Origin of the sequence: Hyalangium sp. (genome assembly GCF_045802625.1) — a bacterium.
Taxonomy (GTDB): Bacteria; Myxococcota; Myxococcia; order Myxococcales; family Myxococcaceae; genus Hyalangium.
In genome coordinates, this window is the sequence record NZ_JBJMQP010000042.1 from 18,397 (window position 1) to 39,672 (window position 21,276).

15 protein-coding genes are annotated in these 21,276 nt (G+C 68.6%); 4 read left to right on the plus strand and 11 right to left on the minus strand.

Annotated elements, in window-relative coordinates; genetic code table 11:
- Nucleotides 1–3: 3 nt before the first annotated feature.
- Complete coding sequence (locus ACJ8AT_RS07725) at nucleotides 4–1,929, plus strand: 1-acyl-sn-glycerol-3-phosphate acyltransferase (RefSeq protein ID WP_407736985.1); 1,926 nt, start codon at nucleotides 4–6, stop codon at nucleotides 1,927–1,929.
- A gap of 4 nt (nucleotides 1,930–1,933) precedes the next feature.
- Here the strand turns inward: ACJ8AT_RS07725 and coaA are convergent, their stop codons facing one another.
- The 3 genes from coaA to ACJ8AT_RS07740 all read right to left on the minus strand — a co-directional run bounded on the left by coaA (nucleotide 1,934) and on the right by ACJ8AT_RS07740 (nucleotide 5,763).
- Nucleotides 1,934–2,887, minus strand: coding sequence for a type I pantothenate kinase (coaA, locus tag ACJ8AT_RS07730; RefSeq protein WP_407736986.1), 954 nt, complete (start codon nucleotides 2,885–2,887; stop codon nucleotides 1,934–1,936).
- 40 nt (nucleotides 2,888–2,927) lie between these two features.
- A complete protein-coding gene (locus ACJ8AT_RS07735) occupies nucleotides 2,928–5,414 on the minus strand; it encodes an efflux RND transporter permease subunit (RefSeq protein WP_407736987.1) in 2,487 nt (828 codons plus the stop codon).
- A gap of 220 nt (nucleotides 5,415–5,634) precedes the next feature.
- Nucleotides 5,635–5,763 (minus strand): hypothetical protein, encoded by a 129-nt coding sequence (locus ACJ8AT_RS07740; protein WP_407736988.1) that lies wholly within the window; start codon nucleotides 5,761–5,763, stop codon nucleotides 5,635–5,637.
- A 214-nt stretch (nucleotides 5,764–5,977) separates the two neighbouring features.
- On the opposite strand from ACJ8AT_RS07740, the gene ACJ8AT_RS07745 reads away from it, so the two are divergent.
- Nucleotides 5,978–8,122, plus strand: a complete 2,145-nt coding sequence (locus tag ACJ8AT_RS07745; RefSeq protein WP_407736989.1) for a M13 family metallopeptidase — start codon at nucleotides 5,978–5,980, stop codon at nucleotides 8,120–8,122.
- Here ACJ8AT_RS07745 and ACJ8AT_RS07750 read toward each other — a convergent pair.
- The 7 genes from ACJ8AT_RS07750 to ACJ8AT_RS07780 all read right to left on the minus strand — a co-directional run bounded on the left by ACJ8AT_RS07750 (nucleotide 8,086) and on the right by ACJ8AT_RS07780 (nucleotide 19,051).
- A complete protein-coding gene (locus ACJ8AT_RS07750) occupies nucleotides 8,086–8,949 on the minus strand; it encodes a M1 family aminopeptidase (protein ID WP_407736990.1) in 864 nt (287 codons plus the stop codon). The two genes, ACJ8AT_RS07745 and ACJ8AT_RS07750, sit on opposite strands and share 37 nt — an antisense overlap.
- A 734-nt stretch (nucleotides 8,950–9,683) precedes the next feature.
- The gene (locus ACJ8AT_RS07755) at nucleotides 9,684–12,515 is read right to left on the minus strand and encodes a tetratricopeptide repeat protein (RefSeq protein ID WP_407736991.1); all 2,832 of its coding nucleotides are present in this window, start codon (nucleotides 12,513–12,515) and stop codon (nucleotides 9,684–9,686) included.
- 21 nt (nucleotides 12,516–12,536) lie between these two features.
- Entirely contained in the window at nucleotides 12,537–13,217 is a 681-nt protein-coding gene (locus ACJ8AT_RS07760) for a hypothetical protein (RefSeq protein WP_407736992.1), read from the minus strand.
- 234 nt (nucleotides 13,218–13,451) lie between these two features.
- Entirely contained in the window at nucleotides 13,452–14,699 is a 1,248-nt protein-coding gene (locus ACJ8AT_RS07765; RefSeq protein ID WP_407736993.1) for an OmpA family protein, read from the minus strand.
- Nucleotides 14,700–14,879: 180 nt separating this feature from the next.
- Entirely contained in the window at nucleotides 14,880–15,389 is a 510-nt protein-coding gene (locus ACJ8AT_RS07770; protein ID WP_407736994.1) for an N-acetyltransferase family protein, read from the minus strand.
- A 93-nt stretch (nucleotides 15,390–15,482) separates the two neighbouring features.
- A complete protein-coding gene (locus ACJ8AT_RS07775) occupies nucleotides 15,483–16,361 on the minus strand; it encodes a diguanylate cyclase (RefSeq protein ID WP_407736995.1) in 879 nt (292 codons plus the stop codon).
- 83 nt (nucleotides 16,362–16,444) lie between these two features.
- The gene (locus ACJ8AT_RS07780; protein WP_407736996.1) at nucleotides 16,445–19,051 is read right to left on the minus strand and encodes a dickkopf-related protein; all 2,607 of its coding nucleotides are present in this window, start codon (nucleotides 19,049–19,051) and stop codon (nucleotides 16,445–16,447) included.
- Nucleotides 19,052–19,175: 124 nt separating this feature from the next.
- Here ACJ8AT_RS07780 and ACJ8AT_RS07785 point away from each other — a divergent pair, with 124 nt between their 5' ends.
- Nucleotides 19,176–19,472 carry a DciA family protein gene (locus tag ACJ8AT_RS07785; protein ID WP_407736997.1) on the plus strand — a complete coding sequence of 99 codons (297 nt, stop codon included), beginning with the start codon at nucleotides 19,176–19,178 and terminating at the stop codon, nucleotides 19,470–19,472.
- Nucleotides 19,469–20,977, plus strand: a complete 1,509-nt coding sequence (locus ACJ8AT_RS07790; RefSeq protein ID WP_407736998.1) for a CAP domain-containing protein — start codon at nucleotides 19,469–19,471, stop codon at nucleotides 20,975–20,977. The genes ACJ8AT_RS07785 and ACJ8AT_RS07790 overlap by 4 nt, the downstream gene beginning before the upstream one ends.
- A 2-nt stretch (nucleotides 20,978–20,979) precedes the next feature.
- Here ACJ8AT_RS07790 and ACJ8AT_RS07795 read toward each other — a convergent pair whose 3' ends face one another.
- A complete protein-coding gene (locus tag ACJ8AT_RS07795; protein ID WP_224240941.1) occupies nucleotides 20,980–21,213 on the minus strand; it encodes a hypothetical protein in 234 nt (77 codons plus the stop codon).
- Between the last annotated feature and the right edge of the window lie 63 nt (nucleotides 21,214–21,276).

Consider the following 21,276-nt stretch of genomic DNA (forward strand, 5'->3'; position numbering starts at 1 on the left):
GTCATGGCCAAGGGTGTGCTTGGGAACGATCCGTTCCAGCGCGGCGCCGCGCAGCGCCCCACCGAAGCGCCCACCTCCGAAGCCCAGCAGCCCCAGGAGGCTCCGGCCTCGAAGAAGGCGAAGCCCGCGGGCGGAAAGAGCGGCAAGGCCGCGAAGAAGGCCACGCCGTCCAAGTCCTCCGGCAAGGCGGAGAAGACCGTCTCGATGCACTCGCTCGAGCGGGCGAAGACCGCCAAGACTCCCGCCGCGGAGACCGCCAAGACTGTCCAGACGCCCAAAGTCACGAAGGCCCCCAAGCCAACCAAGGGGCGCAAGGGCCGGGGCCCCACGGAGGAGGAGGCGCACCGGCTCCGAGAGCCTGCTGCTCCCGAGACGCCACGAAAGCGGCCCCCGGCTCGAGTCCCCGTGGTCGGAGGGACTCCGGAGGCGGCCCTGCCCCAGACGCCGAAGGAGCAGGAGGTGGACCGGGTGCTGGCCACCGCCGTGGCCAGTGAGGCCACGGAGGCTGCTGTCGAGGTCGCCGCCGAGGTCGCCGTGGAGACGGTGATGGCGCTGCACAACCAGCAGTCGGGCACGGGAGCTCCGCCGGGCTCGCTGGACGAGACCTGGAACCGGGAGCTGGCCACCGCCGTCGTGGCGGAAGCCGCCGAGGCCGCCGCCGAGGCCGTGCTGGACGCGGCGCTCGCGGCGGGCACCCCGAGCTCTGGCGAGAAGAAAGAGGCGCAGAGCTTCGAAGAGCGGACGGCGATCGCCGCGGCCTTCGAGGAGGAAGCGGACGAAGAGGAAGCGGACGAAGACGAGGAGCCTTTCACCGCGTTCTCGGCCGAGGTGACGGTCATCGACAGGGCCTACGCCCTGGAGGCACGAGAGGGCCTCGAAGCCGCCCAGGCGCAGGAGGAGTCCGAGGACGAGCAGCCGGATACGGCCGACGACGAGTATCCCCCCGGGCGGCAGCCGCCCATCTCCCTGATTCCTCCCACCTCGGATCGAGAGTCTCCCAAGGAGCCGTTCTTCACCGAGCAGGTCCAGGGGGAGCAGGAGCCCACGGCCCCGCCCTCGGTGGGGATGTTCTCGCTGGCCAAGGAGATCGCCCTCCAGGCGCTGGCGAGCGCGTCGGTGGGCAAGGCGCTGGGGACGGCCCACGGGTTGCTCGACGCGCTGCGCGCGGGCCTGGGCACCAGCGGCAGCACGTCGCTGGACGAGTACGGGCGGGACTCGGAGCTGGTGGGTGGGCTCCAGCCGCTGCTGGACTTCCTGTACGAGCGCTACTGGCGCGTCTCGGTGCAGGGGGCGGATCAGCTCCCCTCGGGCGGGGTCATCCTCGTGGCCAACCACTCCGGGGCGCTGCCGTATGACGGGCTGGTGGCCTCGCTGGCCATCCTCCGCGAGCGGCCGGAGCTGCGCGAGCCGCGCTGGCTGGTAGAGGATCAGATCTTCCACGCGCCGGTGCTGGGCACGCTCTTCAACCGCCTGGGCGCGGTGCGGGCCTGCCCGGAGAACGCGCTGCGGCTGTTGGACGAGCAGCGGCCGGTGCTCGTGTTCCCCGAGGGCTACCAGGGGTTGAGCAAGCCGTTCGCCCAGCGCTACCAGCTCAAGCGCTTTGGGCGCGGAGGCTTCGTGAAGCTGGCGCTGCGCACGGGCGCGCCGATCATCCCGGTGGCCATCGTGGGCTCGGAGGAGACCTCGCCGCTGCTGGGGCGCATCCCCGCCAGCTTCCTGGGGGTGCCCTACGTGCCGCTGACGAGCCCCATGCCGCTTCCGGCCCGGTGGACCCTGCGCTTCGGCGAGCCCATCGGGATGGAGGAGCTGGGCTCGGACGCCGCGGACGATCTGGCCGAGGTGCACCGCCTCACCGAGCGCACCCGCGAGTCCATCCAGGGCATGCTCCAGGCGCTGCTGCGCGAGCGCCGCTCCGTCTTCGCCGGCTGAGCGCCTAGATCTTCCGCATGCGGATGCGCCGCACCTTGTGGTCGGCGCTCTTGCTGAGGATCAGCCGCGCGCGCGAGCGCGTGGGCGCGATGTTCTGCGCCAGGTTGGGTCCGTTGATCGAATCCCAGACGGACTCGGCCCGCGTGATGGCCTGCGCCTCGGTGAACGAGGCGAACTGGCGGAAGAAGGAGCGCTCGTCCCGGAAGGCCGTCTCCCGCAGGCCCAGGAACCGCTGCACGTACCAGCGGCGGATGTCCTCCTCGCTCGCATCCACATAGATGGAGTAGTCGAAGAAGTCGGACAGGAAGACCCGCGGGATGTGCCCATCCTCCATCGGCCCGGTCTGCAGCACGTTGAGCCCCTCGAGGATCAGGATGTCCGGCTGGCGGATCACCTTCACCTCTCCGGGGACCACGTCGTAGATGAGGTGCGAGTAGAGCGGCGCATTCACCTCGGGGCGCCCGGCCTTGAGCTCCGCGAGGAAGCGCACCAGGGCGCGCCGATCGTAGCTCTCGGGGAACCCCTTGCGGTGCATGATGCCGCGCTCGGTGAGCACCCGGTTGGGCAGCAGGAAGCCGTCGGTGGTGACGAGCTCCACGCGCGGGTGATCCGGCCAGCGCGCCAGCAGCGCCTGGAGCAGGCGCGCCGTGGTGCTCTTCCCCACCGCCACGCTGCCGGCGATCCCCAGGATGAAGGGCACCTTCTGGGCAAAACCTCCGAGAAACGTCTGTTGCGCGGCCCACAGGTTCTGTGTCGCCGCGACGTAGAGGTTCAGCAGGCGCGAGAGCGGCAGATAGACATCAGCCACCTCATCGAGATCGAGGTGCTCGCCGAGGCCGCGGAGCTTCTCCACCTCCTCCGCCGAGAGCGGGAGGGGCGTCGCCGCTCGCAGCGCCCGCCACGCCTCCCGGTCGAACTCGACGTACATGGAGCCGCCGGGATTCTTGGAGTGGGGCATAGGGCCTTCCCAGGCTACTGCTCGGTCCTCGGCCAGCCCATCACGCGGCGGCCTTGGGCTTCAGCCGCTGCTCCCGGAAGATCATCCACGCGGGCAGCGCGAACAGCGCGGCGCTGATGCAGGTGAGCTCTCCCAGCGAGGCGAGCAACCCGAAGCCCGCCAGCGCCCGGTTGTCCGCCACCAGCAGCGACGCGTAGCCGATGATCGTGGTGCACGAGCAGAGCGCCACCGCGCTGCCCGTCTCGCGGATGACCCGCGGCAGCGAGCCACGGCCCTCAATCCGGTAGCGCTGAACGATGTTCACCGCATAGTCCACGCCGATGCCGAAGGTGATGGGCAGCACCACGAAGTTGAGGAAGTTCACCCTCACGTGGAACGCCGCGCCCACCCCAATGAGCCACACCACGCCGAGCAACAGCCCCGAGAGCACCGCGGTGATGGGGACCACGCTCCGGAACACCAGGATGACGAGCAGAGCCACCACCCCAAGCGCGATCCCCGTCGCCATGGGCCCGTCCTGGATGATGGCGGAGGCGATGTCCGCGAACAGCAGCGACTGGCTCACCGCCTGGGCATGCGCTCCGGACTCCTGGATGGACCCGCGCACCAGCGCCTTGATCTCGTTGAGGTCCCTGGAGTCCAGCGAGCCCACCTTGCGCGGGAACGCGAGCGCCACCCGCCCCACCGTGCCGTCCCGCTCGGTGAGGGCCAGCCGCGCGGTCTTCGGCAGATCCTGGAGCGTCACCGGCCGCACGTCCTCAGGGGGACGGAACTGCTCCACCTTCGCGCGCTGCTCCGGGCTGAGCTGCGCGATGCGCTCATCGGTCAACTCGGCCCGCAGCTCCTTGAGCAAGGGGATCTTCTGGTCCTGCTCGAAGGGGATGGCCGTGTGGATCGTCCGCACCTCGCGCAGCGGATCGTTCGGCCCGAGCTCGGCGCGGCGCTTCTCCAGCGTGGAGATCACCTTGTCGAGATCCTCCGGGGTGTCTCCCATGATGACCACGGGCGTGAGGTAGATCTTGAAGATCTGATCCAGCCGGTGGCCCCAGTAGACGGCGCCCTGCGTGATGCTCCGCTGGGAGCGCAGCTTGATGACGTCGTACTCGATGAGCTCGCCCCGGTAGCGCAGCACCGCGACGGTGCTCAGCGCGACCAGCACCAGCGAGATCCCCTGCAGCAGGGCCCGCCGGCGCACCACCACCTGGCTCAGCCAGGTCCACACCCGCGACTCGGGGCGAGTGTCGGAGATGTTCAGGGGCCTCCACGCCTCGACGACCGCCAGGAGCGGCGGCAGCAGCACCACCGCCGACACCCAGCAGGTGGCCATGCCCACCGCGCCGATGATGCCGAACTGGTTGAAGCCTCGGAAGTTGGTCACCGCGAGCGACAGGTAGGCGAGCCCCGCCGCGAACGCCGCCACGAAGGTGGCCGCCAGGGTGCTGCGCCAGGCCACCCGGATGCCCTCATTCACCGGCGTCCCCGCCCTGCGCTCCTCCAGGTAGCGGGCCACGATGATGATGGCCACGTTGATGCCATTGCCCACCACGATGGAGCCCAGGAACGCCGTGTTCGCGTTGAGGTGGCCCACCAGGAAGTAGGACAGGCCAAAGGTCACCGCACAGCCGGCCGCCAGCGAGCCGAAGATGGCTCCAATGGCGGGCCAGTGGCGGAAGAAGAGCCACAGCGCCGCCATCACGAACACCAGCACCACGACGGTGGAAGACACCAGGTCCTCCATCAAGGACTCCTGCTCCTCCACCAGCGAGGGCACCTCACCGGTGTAGCCCACCTTCATGGTGGGATCGAAGGAGTGCGGATCGAGCTCCTTGATCTCCTTGCGCACGTGATCGAGCAGCTTCTTGTTGAAGGAGTAGCCGGAGGCCACCTCCGGCGGCCGGATGAGCAGCGCCAGCAGGTTGCCCTCGGGCGTCTGGTAGTAGCCATCCCGGAAGTGCGAGAGCGCGTTCTGGCCCGCGGAGTACTTCTTCTCCAGATCGCTGAAGTCCAGCGACGGCGGCTGCTCCTCTTCCCCCAGCAGATCCACCAGCAGCGGGTTGGCGTGGCGCTTCTCCCACGACACCCGGGCCCGGATGCGCTCGAGCACCGTGCGCAAGTCCGCCTTGTCGGCGTAGAGCAGCCCGAAGCGCTTGAGGAACTCCGCGTCGGCGTCCGTGCGGTACTCCACCGCCTCCACCTGATCCGGAGGCAACGCCTTGAGCCGCGCGGCGAGCGCCTCGGCGAAGCGCTGCAGGCCCTTGGGGTCCTTGCCCTCCAGCACCACCGACAGGTGCGTCACGGAGTGCAGCTTGGGACCCCAGCGCTTGGCGGCAACCACGCTCGGCGCGTCCGAGGGCAGCAGCTCCTCCACCTCGCTGCGCAGGTCGCCATACAGGCGCACCGAGAAAAAGATGCCCACCAGGCCCAGCAAGATCGCGCCCACGAGCACGCCACGCCGGTGGTGGATCAGCCAAGGCACCAGCCGATGGGAGAGGCGCTCCACGGGCGTCTGCGGCATCGCCGAGGCCAAGGCCTTGCCATCCGTCCCCTCTCCATTCGGGCCAAGTTGCGGCTGAACCTGTCGTGACTCAGAGGACACGGACACTCCGTAGCTGCATCGGAGGCACTCTCAGTGGCTCCGGTGCTCAGGGGCTCTCGCGGCAGCCGTCCACCGCTGGGCGAGGGCCTGGGGTGATGAACTGGAGTGCACTGATAAAGCCTCGCGGGCCGCTTGCCCACGAAATTCCCACTCAGTTCGAGGGGCTGGCCGCGTCCAGGGGCACCTCATGCTCTCGCAGCACCCGTCCCAGCAACCTGTCCACCACCGTCACCCGATGCTGACCACTCAACATCCGGGCCAGCGCGCGGCGGAACAGCACCGAGCTCGCGAAGCGCTGGGCTCAGCTGTTTGCGCAAAAACTTAACACGCTGTGCCATGGCGCGACTACCCCGCCCGGTCACCTTGCGCCTGGAGCGCGCTCACACCCAGTCGCTAACGCCCAGGGAGTGTCGATCCCGCTCACGATGGATTAAGCAGCCGGTCTGTCCGTTGGGTGGCCTGTTCGATCCCCGACCCAGGACCCTCACACTCCTATGCTCTCTCGCTTCAGACGTATCCCGGGCGCCGTACGCGTGGTGCTCGCGGCCAGTGCCTCCACTTGGCTTGCCGCGTGTGCCACCTCCGCGCCACTGGACAAGGCGGCCGCTTCGACGCAGCAGGCCACCTCACCCGCCTCGGCCTCTTCCGCGAAACCCACCTACGGCAGCTTCGGCGTCGACACCGCGGGGATGGACCCGTCCGTCGCGCCCGGTGACGACTTCAACCGCTACGTCAACGGCACCTGGCTCCAGAAGACCGAGATCCCGGCGGACCGCTCCAGCTTCGGCACCTTCACCGTGCTCGCGGAAGAGGCGAGCCGGCGCACCCGCGAGCTGATCGAGGAAGCCACGCGCGCTGGCGCCCCGGCCGGCGGCGAGGTCCGAAAGCTGGGGGATCTCTTCGCCAGCTTCATGGATGAGGCAGCCATCGAGACGCGGGGCCTGGCGCCGCTCCAGCCCGAGCTCCAGCGCATCAACGCCATCGCCAACCGGAAGGAACTCGCCGCCACTCTGGGCGATACCCTGCGCGCCGACATCGATGCGCTCAACACGGGTGATCTCACCACCAGCCGGCTCTTCGGCCTCTGGGTCACCCAGGATCTCAACGATCCGTCGCGCTACATCGCCTATCTGTTCCAGGGCGGCCTGGGCATGCCGGATCGCAGCTACTACCTCTCCGAGGACGCCAAGCTCACGGAGGTGCGCCAGAAGTACCAGCAGCACATCGTCGCCATGCTGCGCCTTGCGGGCCTCTCGGATGCCGACGCCCGAGCCCGCGGCATCTTCGAGCTCGAGCGAAAGATCGCGCAGGCCCACTGGACTCAGGTGGATACGCAGGACATCACCAAGACCAACAACCCCTGGCCTCGAGATCAGTTCGCGCAGCGCGCCCCGGGGCTCGACTGGGACGCCTACTTCGGCGCCGCGGACCTCGGGAAGCAGCGTGACTTCGGCGTCTGGCAGCCGAGCGCGATCATGGGCATCGCGAAGCTCGCTGGCAGCGAGCCGCTCCCGGTCTGGAAGGACTACCTGATCTTCCACGCCCTCGATCGCGCCGCGCCCTTCCTGTCCAAGGCCTTCGTGGATGAGTCCTTCGAGTTCTACGGCCGCGTGCTCTCCGGCGCGCAGCAGCAGCGCGCGCGATGGGAGCGCGGGGTGGACTTCACCAGCCAGGCGATGGGCGAGGCCATCGGCAAGCTCTACGTCGCGAAGTACTTCCCGCCGGAGACCCAGGCGGAGGCCGAGAGGATGGTGCGCAACATCATCGCGGCGCTCGGCCAGCACATCGACGCGCTCACGTGGATGACCCCGGAGACGAAGGCCCGCGCGAAGGAGAAGCTGTCCACCCTCCAGGTCGGCATCGGCTACCCGGCGAAGTGGCGTGACTACTCGGGGCTGGAGATCATCCGCGGGGACGCCTACGGCAACGCCGACCGCGCCTCGCGCTTCGAGTACCGGCGCAACCTGAACAAGCTCGGCCAGCCCGTGGATCGATCCGAGTGGTTCATGGTGCCGCAGCTCGTGAACGCGCTGAACTCTCCGCAGCAGAACTCCATCATCTTCCCCGCGGCCATCCTCCAGCCGCCCTACTTCGACCCGAACGCCGACCCGGCGGTGAACTACGGCGGCATCGGCGCGGTCATCGGGCATGAGATCGTGCACAGCTTCGACGACACCGGCGCGCAGTTCGACGCGAAGGGCAAGCTGGCGAACTGGTGGACGAAGGAGGACGCGGCGAAGTTCAAGGCCGCGGGCGAGGCGCTGGCCGCCCAGTTCAACGCCTACCGCGCGCTGCCCGACCTGTCGGTGAATGGCGAGCTGACCCTCGGGGAGAACATCGCCGATGTCGCCGGCGTGTCGATCGCCTACGACGCCTACAAGCGCTCATTGGGAGGAAAAGCGGCGCCCGTGCTCGACGGCTTTACAGGCGACCAGCGCTTCTTCCTCGGCTTCAGTCAGGTCTGGCGCAACAAGTACCGCGAGCAGCTCCTGCGCCGCCTGCTGCTGACGAACGAGCACGCCCCGAGCCAGTTCCGTGTCGCGACCGTGCGCAACATCGATGCCTGGTACCAGGCCTTCGACGTCAAGCCCGGACAGGGGCTCTACCTCGCTCCCGAGAAGCGCGTGCGCGTCTGGTGAGCCAGGCTCCACTGGACTAACGCGTGATGGGCGTCTGTGGCGGGCGCGGCGTGGAGCGCTGGTCGAGGAAGGACTGGATGCTGCCGCCCTGCGCCGCCTTCAGCGCGATGCACTGATCCACGCGCTCCAACACCTGGGCCAGCACCCGGGGTCCTCCCGGCGCATGCGCGTTGCGCTCGGTGAAGAAGCCAGCCACCTGCTGGCGCCGGTCCGCGTCGCAGAAGGCGCCACTGGTGCGCCAGCTCGTGCACCTGCGTCTGGGCGAAGCGGCGCTGGCGCTGGAGGGTGTCCTCCTCCGGCTTGGAGAGGAGAGAGCGCGGGTTGAACGTCACCAGGCCCGGGTGCTCCATGGCGCCGCTGAGCACTGGCTGCGCGAGCACGTCCAGCTTCTCGTAGGCGTAGGGGATGCCGAAGTAGCTCTCCAGCGCGGCGAGGATCTGGGGTGTCACCTCGGCGGCGTAGGTGCCCTCCACAGCGCGGCCGCGTGGGGTGATGATGCGCGTCTTCACCTTCTTCTGCCCGGCGTCGGCGGCGGGGAGGAAGTCGAAGGGGCCCACGCCGAAGGCGATGAGGTAGCTGGGCAGCGGCTGGGTGCGCGCGAAGCGGAAGGTGCGGCTGCCGTCGGGGCGGGCCTCCTCGGCCGCGGTGGGCTGCGGCACCGGAGTGGAGGCGGGCGGCGCGGCGGGGAGAGACTGCCGGGCACCGCACGCGCTGAGGAGGGCGATGGAGGCCAGGGCCACCAAACGAAGCAGGTTGCGCATGGCGCGCAGTGTGTCCCAAGCCAGGCAGGCGAGATAGCTCGGAGCGCGGGTGTGCTCGTGCGTCACGGCGGCCTCCACACCGAGCCCCCATCAACTCTGATGCGCCGTCGACGGTTGGCCGCTGAGCATGCCCCCCATATGTTGGTGGGACCTCATGACCCGACTTCATGCATTCTCTGTCGGCACCCTCCTCTTGGCGTGTGCGCCGGTTCCTGATTCAAAGCCTTCGCCAATATCGCCGTCTACAGAGATGGCCTTGACCTCGGATCGGCCGCCAGAAACTCCACACGACGAACATGAGCCGACCATCAAAGACCCTTGGAAGTCACTTGCGTGCACGCAGGCGTGCGAGGCCGGAAGTGAGGCATCATCTTCTGCAATGCTTACTTCGGTCCCCCTGCGAAACCCCGCCACTGAGGTGACTCGTGCCTGATAATGATTGGCGCCCGAAATTGAGCAGGATCGAAGATCCCATCGCGGATGACCACTGGAGATACATCGATCCTCAGGGCAAGCGGCGTATTTCAAGACTCACGATAGGGCGACCTGTCCACTTCCCTCAGGAGCGTTGTTGGTATTCACCCGTCATGATCGAAGGATACCTGACCAAGATTACGCCGGTCTTCGGTGAAGGGCCCGTGGATTCGCTTATGAATGCGATGGCTCTCGTCAAGAAGTTCCACGATGAGAACCGTGAGATCGTGCCCGGAGCTAAGAGCCGCAAGGCTGCCAGGAAAACGACCCAACCCAAGAGACGATCCAGCCCCACGAACAAGCCGCAACGGAAGCGCGGAAGCTCCTTATCGCTTCGGTAGCTCTGAGGAACCAGGCGCCAACGCGCGCAGAGGAGTCTCCTGGCCCAGGGCGATAAAGGGCGCCCAGTAGTGGGGGTGAGGTTGAGTCAACCGCAGTGCGCGCATCGCCTCGCGCAGCGCGCTGGCGCGCCCCTGCCCCGCCAGCAGGTTGCGGTAGTAGGCCTCCATCAGCTCGCGGGTCGTCTCGTCGTTCACCTCCCACAAGCTCATGACGACCGTCTCCGCTCCCGCCGCGACGAAGGCCCGGCGCAGCCCATACACGCCTTGTCCCAGCCTCACGTCCCCTCTGCCGGTGTCACACGCGGACAGGACGACCAGCTGGGTGCCCCACAGGTTCAAACCCGCCAACTCCAGCGCCGTCACCAGCGCGCTGTCCAGGGAGTGGCTGGCTGCGCCAGAGTCCTCGGGAGCGGGAGCCTGCGCGCCAGCCAGAACGAGCCCCGAGCGCAACAGCGGATCCGGCGGGCGTGGGGCGAGAACATCGTCTCCCAGGCCGCCGAAGTTGACCGCGGCCCTGGAGTCCTCAGGGGGCGAAGTCTCGTCAAGGAAGAAGCCGTGGGTGGCGATGTGCAGCACCCCCGGGGCGGACACGTGCAGCAGGCGCTCCTTCGTCGCCTCAGGCCCAAGGTAGAGCTGGGCCTGGGGAAACATGTGCTGGATGGCTTGGGCCTCCTTGCGGCTGCCCGGCAGCGGGGCCCAGGGCCGGTGCGACAGGTTGGTGCGCAGCGTGGAGAACAGCTGATCGAGCGACGGAGCGCGTTCGGCCAGCTCCGGCGCCTCCTCGAGCGTTTCGGCAGAGGCCTGAGGCAAGGCGCTCCAGTCCGGGTCCGCGAGGACGACCACCGAGCTCGACGGCTCAATCTGCTGGGTGCGTGGCAGCAGATCCTTGCCCGAGGTGAGGTACGTAAAGTCGTAGGTGTCGACGAGGAACTGCTGGCCATCGTGCAAGGTGGCAAAGGGCACGAGACCCAGCTGGCCTTCGGGCGAGAGGAAGACATGGTGGGTGTCGCCCAGGCACATCAGCAAGGGTTGGAAGACGAGCCGATAGAGCGTCTGCGCGGGGGCCAGGTACTCCTTGTCGCGACGCGCCAGGGCCGAGCGCAGCAGCGAGGCGACGCGATCGATGGGCTCGGTGCTCCCCAGATCGCTCACGCAGGTGGCTCCCGAGTCCGAGAGCACCAGCGCCATGTAGCGGAGCTGACCGGGGAGCCGCTCGCTGGGCGCGCCGGACTTTCGCTGGAGCGCGCGGTCCGTATAGGCGACGAACTCGACGAGGGCGCTGTCCCGAGGAAGCGCCGCTGCGACGCGGTCGACCATGTCCTCGGGAGGCGGCAGCGTGGTCAGCGCGCGCAGGCTGGCCGAGCGCGTGGCCAGATCCGCCTCGAGAGCGTCCCCCTGGGTGGCGAGCTCTTGGAGCCGCCGCTGATAATCCCGGGGAGAGAGCGAGCCGTCCCCCTGGAATGACAGGGTCGCCAGTTGGGTGCGCACGCTGCGGAGCTGCTCAAAGGCCCTACGGTCCTGAGCGCTGAGGCTCCGGTAGACGGCGCGGGAGATCTCAGCGGTCTCCTCCAGAGAGCGGCCCTTGCGCAGGAGCACGGCGGCCAGCGCCGCGCGCTGTACGTCGGGATTGTCCAGCTGCATCCGCAAGAGCGCGTAGAGCAGGTCCTCGTCGGCACGCAGCTGCTCGAGGAAACGGGCCAGCCGTGACTCGGAGAAGCTGAGCGTCTTCCTCCGGAGGAGCAATTCGGGAATGGCGAACGCTCGCATCAAGAGCGGCAGGGCATCAGCGCGGCGGTGCTGAGCCAGACGCAGCAGGGCGAAGTTATGGAGCAGCTCGGCGACGGAGGGATGGTTCCTGCCCAGCGCCGCCTGCCGGATGGCGAGCGCGCGCTCATAGAGCGGCTCGGCGCGGCTGAGCAGCCCCTGCCCCGCGTAGGCCAGGGCGAGATTGTTCAGGGAGATGGCCAGGCGGGAGTCGTCCTTGCCGAGCACCGCCTCCTCAATGGCAAGCGCGCGCTCGGAGAGCGCCCCGGCCCGAGCGTACTCTCCCTGGGACAGGCAAAAGGTGGCGAGGTTGTTGAGTGAGGTAGCCACATCGGGGTGGTTCTTGCCCAAGGCCGCCTCGACGATGACCAGCGCGCGCTCATAGAGCGGTCTGGCCTGGTCATACAGCCCCTGGGCCGCATACAGCTGGGCACGACTGGTGAGCACCATGGCGACGTCGGGGTGAGCCTTGCCCAGGGCCGCCTCGACGATGTCCAGCGCGCGCTCATAGAGAGGCTCGGCACGGCCATACAGCCCCTGCTCCGCGTAGAATCGAGCGAGGCTGTTGAGCGTCTGGGCCACGTCCGGATGGTTCGGGCCCAGCGCCGCCTCTTGAATGGCAATCGCGCGTGAATAGAGCGGCTCGGCTCGACCGTACATTCCTCGGCCTCGGTAGAGGTTGGCCAGGTGGTTGAGCGTCTGAGCCACGTCCGGGTGGTTTGGGCCCAAGACCGTCTCACGGAGCTCGAGCCCGCGCTGAAGCAGCGGTTCAGCCCGGGCGTAGTCCCCCTGAAGCCCGTAGAGAACACCCAACCAGTCCAGACGCTCGGCGAGCTGGGGCTTCCTTCCCCCGAGCACCGCCTCTCGCAACGCCATCTCGCCCTGCGCAATGGCATCGGCGTACTTGCCCGCCTCATAGAGCGCCTTCGCCCGATCGTAAGCCGTCTGCGCCGGCTGCAGCCGCACCTCCGGCCGAGTCGCCTCGTCCGCCCTCCCCTCCGCTCCACGGAAGACAACCGCCACCATCACCACGAATACGAGAGCCTGCCTCATCTCACGCTCCTCGAGGCGGCGCTACAGCGTTCCGGCAAGGCCTACCGTGGCGCCCAAACCCTGGCTTGCCAGGGACAGCACCGGAGCGAATTGCCGCGGAGCCGGCGTCTCTTCTGGCGCGCGAGCCAATAACAGCCACGACTTGGGAGCAGAGAGCTCATACCCCACCATGGCTCCCACCGAGGGCACGACAAAGAGCCAGAGCAGGCTCGCGACCACGGGCTTTATCTCTCCACAGCCATTGCCGGAGCTGCCTGCACAGCCGCTGAAGTGAATCATCCCGATGCCCAGGATGAGCGGCGCCACGCAACTGATGGTGCTTCCCAGCAACGCATAGCCAAACCTGCCGCGCCCATTCATCATGGAGCCCACGAGCGTGACCCCCGTGCTGCCTCCCAGAAGCAGGACCGAGACGGGGATCACCAGGGACGTGGGCGACTCGAGCTTGGAGCCCAGCGCCAGGGCTGTCAGACCACCCCCCAGAAGCCCTACCGCCGTGCCCGCCAGGAATTCGAGGAAGATACGATTCGCGGTCTCGTCATTGATCTGTTCATTTCCCATCGTATCCGTCAGGTGGAACGCCGGGTCCCGCGGGGCGGGCAGCGTCATGGAGGGTGCCACCCGCAGCTGGAATGGGCTGGAGCGCGCCGATTCCGGGGAAAGAGACGAGAGAATGGCGGTCAAAAGGACGAGCGTGGGCATGAGTCTTCCCTGAGGGGCGAGAAGAGACAGCAGGTGGAGGCCATGAGCGTGAACCCGAGGCTGCCCTTGGAGAGCCAGTGACCTCGGAAATCATGCACAAAATCCGCGCGGGTCTCCCCGCACCGGGCGAGGCGGAGGGGTGCCCCCCTCTACGCCTCGGCATCCGCCCACTCACCCGATGGACTCAATTCCTTGCCGGCATCCTTCCAACTCGGAGCAATGTGAAGGAGTCCTTTATTTGCCGCCTGCTGCTCGCACGCAGGTCAGCTCGACGCGGCGGTTTCGGGCCCGGCCCTCGTCGCTGTCATTGGTGGCAATGGGCTTGCTCTTGCCATACCCCTTGGACGAGAGGCGATCGGCGGCCACCCCGTGCCCCACCAGCCAGGTGCGCACCGCCTCTGCTCGCTGGTCCGAGAGCCGAGCGTTGTAGGCGTCATCGCCCACGTTGTCCGTGTGGCCTTGGACCTCGATCTTCAGCTGCGGCAGGGACTGGAGCGTGGTGGCCGCCTTCTGGAGTACCGAGGTGCTCTCCGGCCGGAGCGTGGCCTTGTTGAAATCGAAGTTCACTCCGAGCAGGGTCAGCCGGCAGTCCTGCCGCAGCGCCTTGGCCCAGTCCTGAGCGCCGATGTCCGCCACCATCACGGTGAGTCCCTCGCCCGAGTCATCCGCGCCGCGGACGAGGAAGGCCCAGATGTTGCGGCCATTCTTCGTGTAGTGCGCCTCCACCTGCCCATTGAGGTGCTGGGAATCGGACGCGGGCAGCACGTCCCAGCCAGCGCGGGCCAGCGCATCGCGCATGGACACCTCGAACTCGTAGGCCGAGAGCGTGGGAGGCGGCCGGTACCCCTTGCGGATGCGGCCGTCGGCCACCACCGAGGCGTACTCGTCGCCCGGCAGCTTGACGAGGAAGGGCATCGAGTCCTCGACGATGGTGGCCGTCAGCTTGGCGCCGGGAAAGGGCACCAGGTAGGGCCAGTCCTGCGTGTCGGAGACCTTCTCGATCTTGGGCGCCGGGCTGGGCGGAGCCAGGGTGAGCCGGGTGGGCTGGCCCTTGAGCTCGAGCAGGGTGAGCTTGGGATCGGCGTAGTCGCCCAGCTCCACCGCGAGCAGGCTCTCCACGGGGCCGTCCTTGCGCGAGAGCGTATGCAGCTCATCGCCGCGCTGCCCCACCACCTTCCACCCCGCCTTGGCCAGCAGCGGAGCCCACGCCTTCCACGTTTCCGCGGCGGGCCGGTGCCCCTCGGGTTGGAACGCCAGCCACGCGGTGCTCAGCTTCCCCTGCCGCATCACCTGCTGCTCGCCGATCTGGAACTCGGCTGAGTCCCAGTTCGTCACCCGGGTGCCGGGATCCTTGACGGTGACATCCCCGGGCAGGCTCACCGAAGCGGGAAAGCCCTCGGCCGCGAAGGCAGCCGGGCTGAGGACCAGAGCGAGGACCGGCACAGTGGCTCGCAGCCACATGGAGACATCCGAGGTGCGCATGAAAGCTCCTGAAGTTCGAGAGGCCGCAGGCTAGCACGGCGGTGCCGGCCGCAAGGAGGGGCTGCTGAACAACCTCTACAGTCAGGTATGGCTCCCTTGAGCAAGCATCCTGATCGGTGCAGGGAGTCAGCGCTGTGAAAGCTTTCACGCGCCCAAGATAAAGCCTTTCATAGACTTGATTTAGAGTTTCAGCGTGAGCACGAGATCGCGCTGCGGATCGCTCCCGAGCAGGAAGCTCATCTCCCCCACTTCAACAAAACCCCACCGCGAGTAGAAGGCGCGAGCCCTGGTGTTGTGCTCCCAGACGCCCAGCCACAGCACGTCATGCCCGCGGGCGCGGCCCTCCTCCAGACACCGGGCCATGAGCGCCGCCCCCACCTTCGCTCCCAGGTACGGCCGGTCCACGTACAGCCGGACCAGGTTCAACGGACGCTCTGCTTGAACCCCCTGCTCCCGGACCCCGTCGCGCAGCAGCGCGAACCCGGCAGGCACTCCCGAGACCTCCGCCAGCAGGTACAGGTTGCGCGGATCCCTCAGCTCCGCCTCCTGCAGCTCCGGCCGGTAGTGCGTGGAGAGGAACGCCTCCATGTCCTCGGGCGTGTTGTCCTGGGCGAACGAGTCCCGGAACGTGCGCGCCCCGAGCTCCGTCAGCACCGCCGCATCCGCCAACACCGCGGCACGAATGCGCACCTCAGGGCCCTCTTTCATCTCAGCGATCGACATCGGCGCCACCCTACCCCAACCGGCGCTCGGGCTCCTCCACCGCGCTCGCCTGAGCCGCCGTCAGCCGCACACGCGGTTGCGGCCGCCCGTCTTCGCCTCGTAGAGCTTCGCGTCCGCCGCGCCCACCAGATCCCCCGCCTCGCGGTGCTCGGGCTTGAGCACCGCCACGCCCACCGACACCGTCACGGGGATGTGCTGCTTGTCGAACGTGATCAGCTGCTTGGACACCAGCTGCCTCACCTTCTCCGCGAACTGCTTCGCGCCCTTCAGCTCAATCTCCGGGAGGATGATCGCGAACTCCTCGCCTCCGTACCGCGCGAACACGTCCTCACGCCGGATCTTCGTCCGCACCGTCGACGCCAGCTGCTTGAGGACGTAGTCCCCCGCCAGGTGCCCGTGCTGATCGTTGATCTGCTTGAAGTGATCGATGTCCAGCATCACCAACGACAGCCCCCGCTCGTAGCGCCGCGCCCGAGACAGCTCCCGATCGATCTGCTCATCGAAGTAGCGACGGTTGTGGACCTGCGTCAGCCCGTCCATCGTCGTCAGCCGGTAGATCTCGTCGTGGTACGCCGCCTCGATGTTCCCTCCGGCGATGTACTTGAAGATCGTCCGGCCAATCTTCACCAAGTCCCCGTTGCGCAGGTCCCGCTCGCCCTCCACCAGCTCGTCGTTGATGAACGTCCCGTTGGTGGAGCCCAGATCCTTGATGCGCACGCCCTTCTTCGAGATGGTGATCTCCGCGTGGTTGCGGCTCACCGCCTCCTGATCGATGCAGATGTCCGCCTTGGACGAGCGCCCGATGATCGTCTCGCCCTGCTTCAGATCGTGCTTCCGCCCCAGATCCTCGCCGTGGATCACCACCAGCGCCGCATCCAGGTTCAGCGGTCGATCGGAGATCTTCGAAATGGCTGTGACGACGGTCTCGTTCTGCGCCATGCCCGAACAATTCTAACAGCCTGCAAATCCAGAAACGAGTGGGAGGCGATGTAGGTGTGCACAGGAGGACCCTACCCCTCAGGTCAAGGGAGGTTGATCCGCCGGGTGCTGAAGACGGAGGGGCGCAGCGGCGCTCCCGAGGGATCCACCAGCGTGGCGGTGAGGGAAACCCCCAACCCGAAGCAGCCCGAAGGCAGCTTCAGCTCCACCTCGCCCCGGCCCTGGGAGTCCTCCACGGCTCCGCGCACCGTCTGGCCCTCGCAGCCCGTGCCCCCCGAGAAGGAGAGCAGCACGAAGCCGTCATCCGTGGGCCCGCTGCCCACTCGGAAGCCCGTGGTCCGCACCTTCACGGTGGACTCGCGCGACACGCTCTGCCCGTCCGCTTCGGGAGCGATCCAGGACACCTCCGGGCGGCGGTAGTCGAGCGCGGCCCAGGCGCGGGTGAAGTCGCTGATCCGCGAGAGGCTCACGTCGTCCGACTCGGTCAGCTCCACCGGGCCGAGCGCGCTGCCATCGCTCCTGCTCGCGGCGAGGGCCTGCACGAGCAGCAACGAGCGCGTGCCCGTGACATCCCCGGAGTAGGTCCGGTCCTCGAAGGGCGAGGGCGGCACCGGCAGGCGGAACCCCGAGGTGGCGCGCGAGGGCTCCAGCAGCACCGTCCAGCGGTGGCCCTGCCGGTTGGTGAAGACCACGCGCACCAGCGTGGCGCCGCTCAGCCCGGGATCCGTCAGGAAGCGGAACTGGCGGCCCTCCAGGCCCTGGTAGGGCGCCGCGTCGAAGTTGTACCGGGCTCCGTCGGGGATGGGCAGGAAGCTGCTGGCGAGCTGCACCGGCGTGCTGCCCTTCGCGTCGAAGGTGAGCCCCTCCAGGGGTTGCACGAGCGCGCTGCTGGCCGAGCCCGCCGCCGCGTCGTCATGGAGCCCCGCGTGGGAGGTGGCGAGGACGATCAGCCGGTAGGCGCTGCCCTCCAGGCCGTGGTGCGCGGGAGCCATGCGGACGCTCACGAGCCCCGGAGCCGGGAGCCCCGCCTGCACATCCGTGTTGGGATCCGCCGGAGCCACGTTCACCGCGAGCCCCAGGCCCAGCGGCACCCCCCCCCGCCCCGGCACGCTCACCGTCCCGAGCACGAAGGCCTCGTCCAGGAAGGCGCCGCGGTAGCGAGGCAGCGAGGGGACTCGCACGGCGAACTGGAAGCCCAGGGGCAGTTGCTGGAAGTCATGATCCACCGAGGCGAAGTGCGTGGTGTCGTGGAGATCTGGCGCCCCGCTGGCGGCCCCAGGCGTGGGAAGCAGCCGGAACTGCACGTCGCGGACGACGGAGGACTGGAGGCGCCGCAGCAGCGGGATGCTCTGCATGAGCACCTGGCTCACGTCGAGCGTGGGGCCTAGCAGGCTCGGCGGGATCTCCGTGGGCGGCACATCCCCCGCGAGCGCCCACCCGGTCCGTGTGCCGCATGTCCCCGAGCGGATGGATTCCTCGGCGTTGGCGATGCCCGCGAGGCTGGCGTCACACACTCCCGCCACTCCGGGCGCCGAGTACTCGGCCCGCACCGGGTTGGAGGGCAACGCCAGGTACGCGTTCGCCGGCAGCACCCACTCGCGCGGCAGCCCTCCCAGGTTCACCGTCACCTCGCTCGCGGGGCCCATGAGCTGCTCGGGCGCCAGCTCCTCGCCAAGCCCTGGCATGGACAGGCCCGCGTAGCCCACGTGGAGGTTCGACGTGGCCGGCAGGTCGCGGAAGGTGCCCCGGGCTCCGCCGTAGAGCTCCAGCGGATTGCGCCGCAGCGGCAGCACCAGCTCCCCTGTCCCCGCGTCCGCGTCATAGTGCGCCAGCGTGAGGTAGCCGTGGTCCGCGTGGAAGGCCGTGAGGCTCACCACGCCCGCGGCGGGCACGTTCGCCACGCCACTCGCGTCCGTCCCGCCCGTGCCGATCGGAGTGCCCGTCGCATCCGCGGCCACCACGACCGCGCCCTGCAGCGGCCGTCCGGTCAGCTCGTCCGTCACCACCACGCGCAGCGAACGAGCGTCCAGCTTCGGAGCCAGCACCGTCACCCGAGCGCGGCAGCTCGCCGAGCCCACCCGGGCCTCGACGGCCTCCGAGGAGGGAGCGGGTGTCTCGAGCGTGAAGGTGGCGCTCGTCCCCGAGCCAGCGCCCGTCACCGCTGCTCCCACCCCGGCCCAGGTGATGCCCTCCGTGAGCACCACGGGCTTGCCCGCGCCATCACTCACCGTCACGTCGAAGCGCACCTGCGTCCCCGAGCGGCCGATGACGAAGTCCGGCGTCACCTGGCAGGACGCCGCGGCCGACGCCGCCGGAGCCGCCCCGCACCGCCCATCCCGGCACGCCAGCCCCGCGCCGCAGTCGGCGTCCCTCGAGCACAGCGACGCCACGCACTTGCCCGAGTCGCACTGGCAGCCCAGCGGGTTGGTGTCGCACTCGGCCAGCGCATACGTGCCCCGCTTCGCCGCGCCACAGTCCTCCCGGGCGCGGCAGGCCGCCTCGCACCGGGACGCCGCCGTGTTGCAGAAGAACAGCGACGGATCCGGGCAGTCCTGATCCACCGTGCACGGCGTATCTCCCGCCGTGGGAGGCCGAGGGGCCTCCGAGCCATCATCTGACGCACAGCCATTCAGCGCCGGGCCCATGCAGAGCAGGCCCAGCAGCGGCACCAGGCGAGCCACAGGGTTCATCGCGCACTCCGTGTTCTTTCGCAGACAAGCTCGCCTGACCTTACAGACAGCCAGGGGGCCTGTCGCGCGCAGGCCCCGCATCCCACCATTGGATTTCCCGCCGCGCCGGTCGATGATTCGGACCATGGCCCGCCAAGAGCCCAAGTCCCTGGAATCTCTCCTGCCTCGCATCCTCGCTCGTATCGCCGAGGAGTCCGGGAAGGGACACTCCCTGGCCCCCGTCTGGGCCGCGGCAGTAGGCCCCCAGATTGCCAGGCACACCTCTCCGTACACCCTTCAAGCCGGCACGCTGGTGGTCACCGTGGCGAGCGCCGAGTGGGCTCGGACCTTGTCGCTGGAAGAGGCCTCGCTGTGCGAGCGGCTCAATGCCCGGCTGGGAGCGGGCACGGTGAAGGCGCTGTCGTTCCGGCTGGGGGGATGATGTTCACCGTCGCCCTCACCGTCCTGCTGGCCGCCGCGCCGCTGACGCCCGAGTCCATGGAGCGGCAGGCCGCCCAGCACGTGCTGCGCGAGTTCGAGCGCGTGGGGCGCCGCTCGCCCGTGCAGGATCCCGCGCTCACCGAGGCCGCGCGCCGGCTGGCCCGCGAGGCGCTGAGCTCGCGCAACCCCACGGGCGTGCCGGATCTGCACTCGCTCACGCTGGCCCTCAGCGACTCGGGCGCGGCCGACCCGAGCCCCTTCCACTTCGTCATCCGCGCCTGGGCCCACTCCCACGCCATCGAGACCTTCCTGGCGCGCAAGGACTTCAACACCGCGCCGGCCACCCACTTTGGCGTGGGCGTGGTCACCGCGGGCGAGCGCGCGGCCCTGTTCCTGCTGCTCTCGGACCGGAAGGCGGAGCTGCAGCGCTTCCCGCGCGACTTCCCGCGCCCCGGCGCCACCCAGGAGCTGTGCGGCGAGCTGGTGCCTCAAATGACTGGGGCGGACGTGTACGTCACCCTGCCGGACGGCAACGTGGACCGGGTGCCGCTCACGCGCGAGGTGGGCCAGAAGTTCTGCACGCAGCTCAAGTTCCCCAAGGCCGGTGGCTACACCGTGGAGGTGATTGGCCGCTCGCCCAAGGGCCCCGAGGTGGCGGCCCTCTTCCTGGTGGACGTGGGCGGCCCCAGCCAGCGCGGCGACGAGGAGCCCGTCTCCGAGCCCACCACCGTCCCGGAGGCCCGGCAGGCCATCCTCCAGCGCATCAACAGCCTGCGCCACGCGTTCAACCTGAGCGCCTTGACGCCGGATCCCGCGCTGGATGCGGTGGCGCAGGCCTACAGCGATCGCATGGCGCGCGAGGGCTTCTTCGCCCACGTGGCGCCGGACGGCTCGGACCTGCGAGGGCGGATGGCGGCCTCGGGCCCGGCCTACCGCAGCGCGGGGGAGAACCTGGGCATGGCGCCGGGCCCGCTGTCCGCGCACTTCGGCATCGAGCACAGCCCGGGCCACCGCAAGAACCTGCTCTCGCCGCAGTTCACCAACGCGGGCATCGGCGTGACGTTCCAGACGGTGGAGGGCCGTCCCCAGGCCATCGTCACCGAGGTGTTCTCCGCCTCCGTGCTGCCCGCCACGGCCGATCCGCTCGTGGAGACGTACAAGGCGCTGGACGGCATCCGCAAGCAGTACAAGCTGCCGCCGCTCAAGCGCAACGAGGTGCTCGAGCAGATCGCCACCGACCATGTGAAGCGCGCGCTCAAGCAGGACACGCCCAAGGCGCACCTGCCCGACTCGAACGTGCACGAGCGTGTCTTCCACGCCGCGCCGGACGCCAAGAGCGCGGCGGTGGATATCTACGTGGCGGAGGATCCCACCGCCGCGCCCGAGTCCAAGAGCCTGCTCGATGCCCGCAACAACCAGGTGGGCGTGGGCATCATCCGCGGAGACTCGGCGAGCTTCGGCAAGGACCGGTATTGGGTGGTGGTCATCTACACCACGCCCCGGTGAACCTAGACGGGGCGGCGCTGGGTGGCGTAGGCCTCGATGCCCATCTGCGGCGGCGCCACCTGTTGGTACAGCGGGCACTTCATGCAGGAGAAGGACTGCCAGCCGCGGCGCACCGCCTCGTCGAGGCAGTTGTCGTAGTGGTGGCAGTTCAGATTGCGATGGCTCTCGACGCCAGCGCGCTTGGGACCCGCTTCGGGGTTGATGGTCTGCGGCAGATCAGACGGACACGGCTTCATGAATGGAGCCCTCCCACGGTAAGCAATTCCCCCCCGGAGCTCAGATGAATCAGCGAAGCAACC

What these genes read in the sequence shown, in the direction of transcription:
- coaA (WP_407736986.1), bottom strand. Translation starts at nt 2,887, where the DNA reads ATGCCCCACTCCAAGAATCCCGGCGGCTCCATGTACGTCGAGTTCGAC.
- ACJ8AT_RS07780 (WP_407736996.1), bottom strand. Translation starts at nt 19,051, where the DNA reads ATGAACCCTGTGGCTCGCCTGGTGCCGCTGCTGGGCCTGCTCTGCATG.
- ACJ8AT_RS07765 (WP_407736993.1), bottom strand. Translation starts at nt 14,699, where the DNA reads ATGCGCACCTCGGATGTCTCCATGTGGCTGCGAGCCACTGTGCCGGTC.
- ACJ8AT_RS07785 (WP_407736997.1), top strand. Translation starts at nt 19,176, where the DNA reads ATGGCCCGCCAAGAGCCCAAGTCCCTGGAATCTCTCCTGCCTCGCATC.
- ACJ8AT_RS07790 (WP_407736998.1), top strand. Translation starts at nt 19,469, where the DNA reads ATGATGTTCACCGTCGCCCTCACCGTCCTGCTGGCCGCCGCGCCGCTG.
- ACJ8AT_RS07755 (WP_407736991.1), bottom strand. Translation starts at nt 12,515, where the DNA reads ATGAGGCAGGCTCTCGTATTCGTGGTGATGGTGGCGGTTGTCTTCCGT.
- ACJ8AT_RS07775 (WP_407736995.1), bottom strand. Translation starts at nt 16,361, where the DNA reads ATGGCGCAGAACGAGACCGTCGTCACAGCCATTTCGAAGATCTCCGAT.
- ACJ8AT_RS07760 (WP_407736992.1), bottom strand. Translation starts at nt 13,217, where the DNA reads ATGCCCACGCTCGTCCTTTTGACCGCCATTCTCTCGTCTCTTTCCCCG.
- ACJ8AT_RS07795 (WP_224240941.1), bottom strand. Translation starts at nt 21,213, where the DNA reads ATGAAGCCGTGTCCGTCTGATCTGCCGCAGACCATCAACCCCGAAGCG.
- ACJ8AT_RS07725 (WP_407736985.1), top strand. Translation starts at nt 4, where the DNA reads ATGGCCAAGGGTGTGCTTGGGAACGATCCGTTCCAGCGCGGCGCCGCG.
- ACJ8AT_RS07745 (WP_407736989.1), top strand. Translation starts at nt 5,978, where the DNA reads ATGCTCTCTCGCTTCAGACGTATCCCGGGCGCCGTACGCGTGGTGCTC.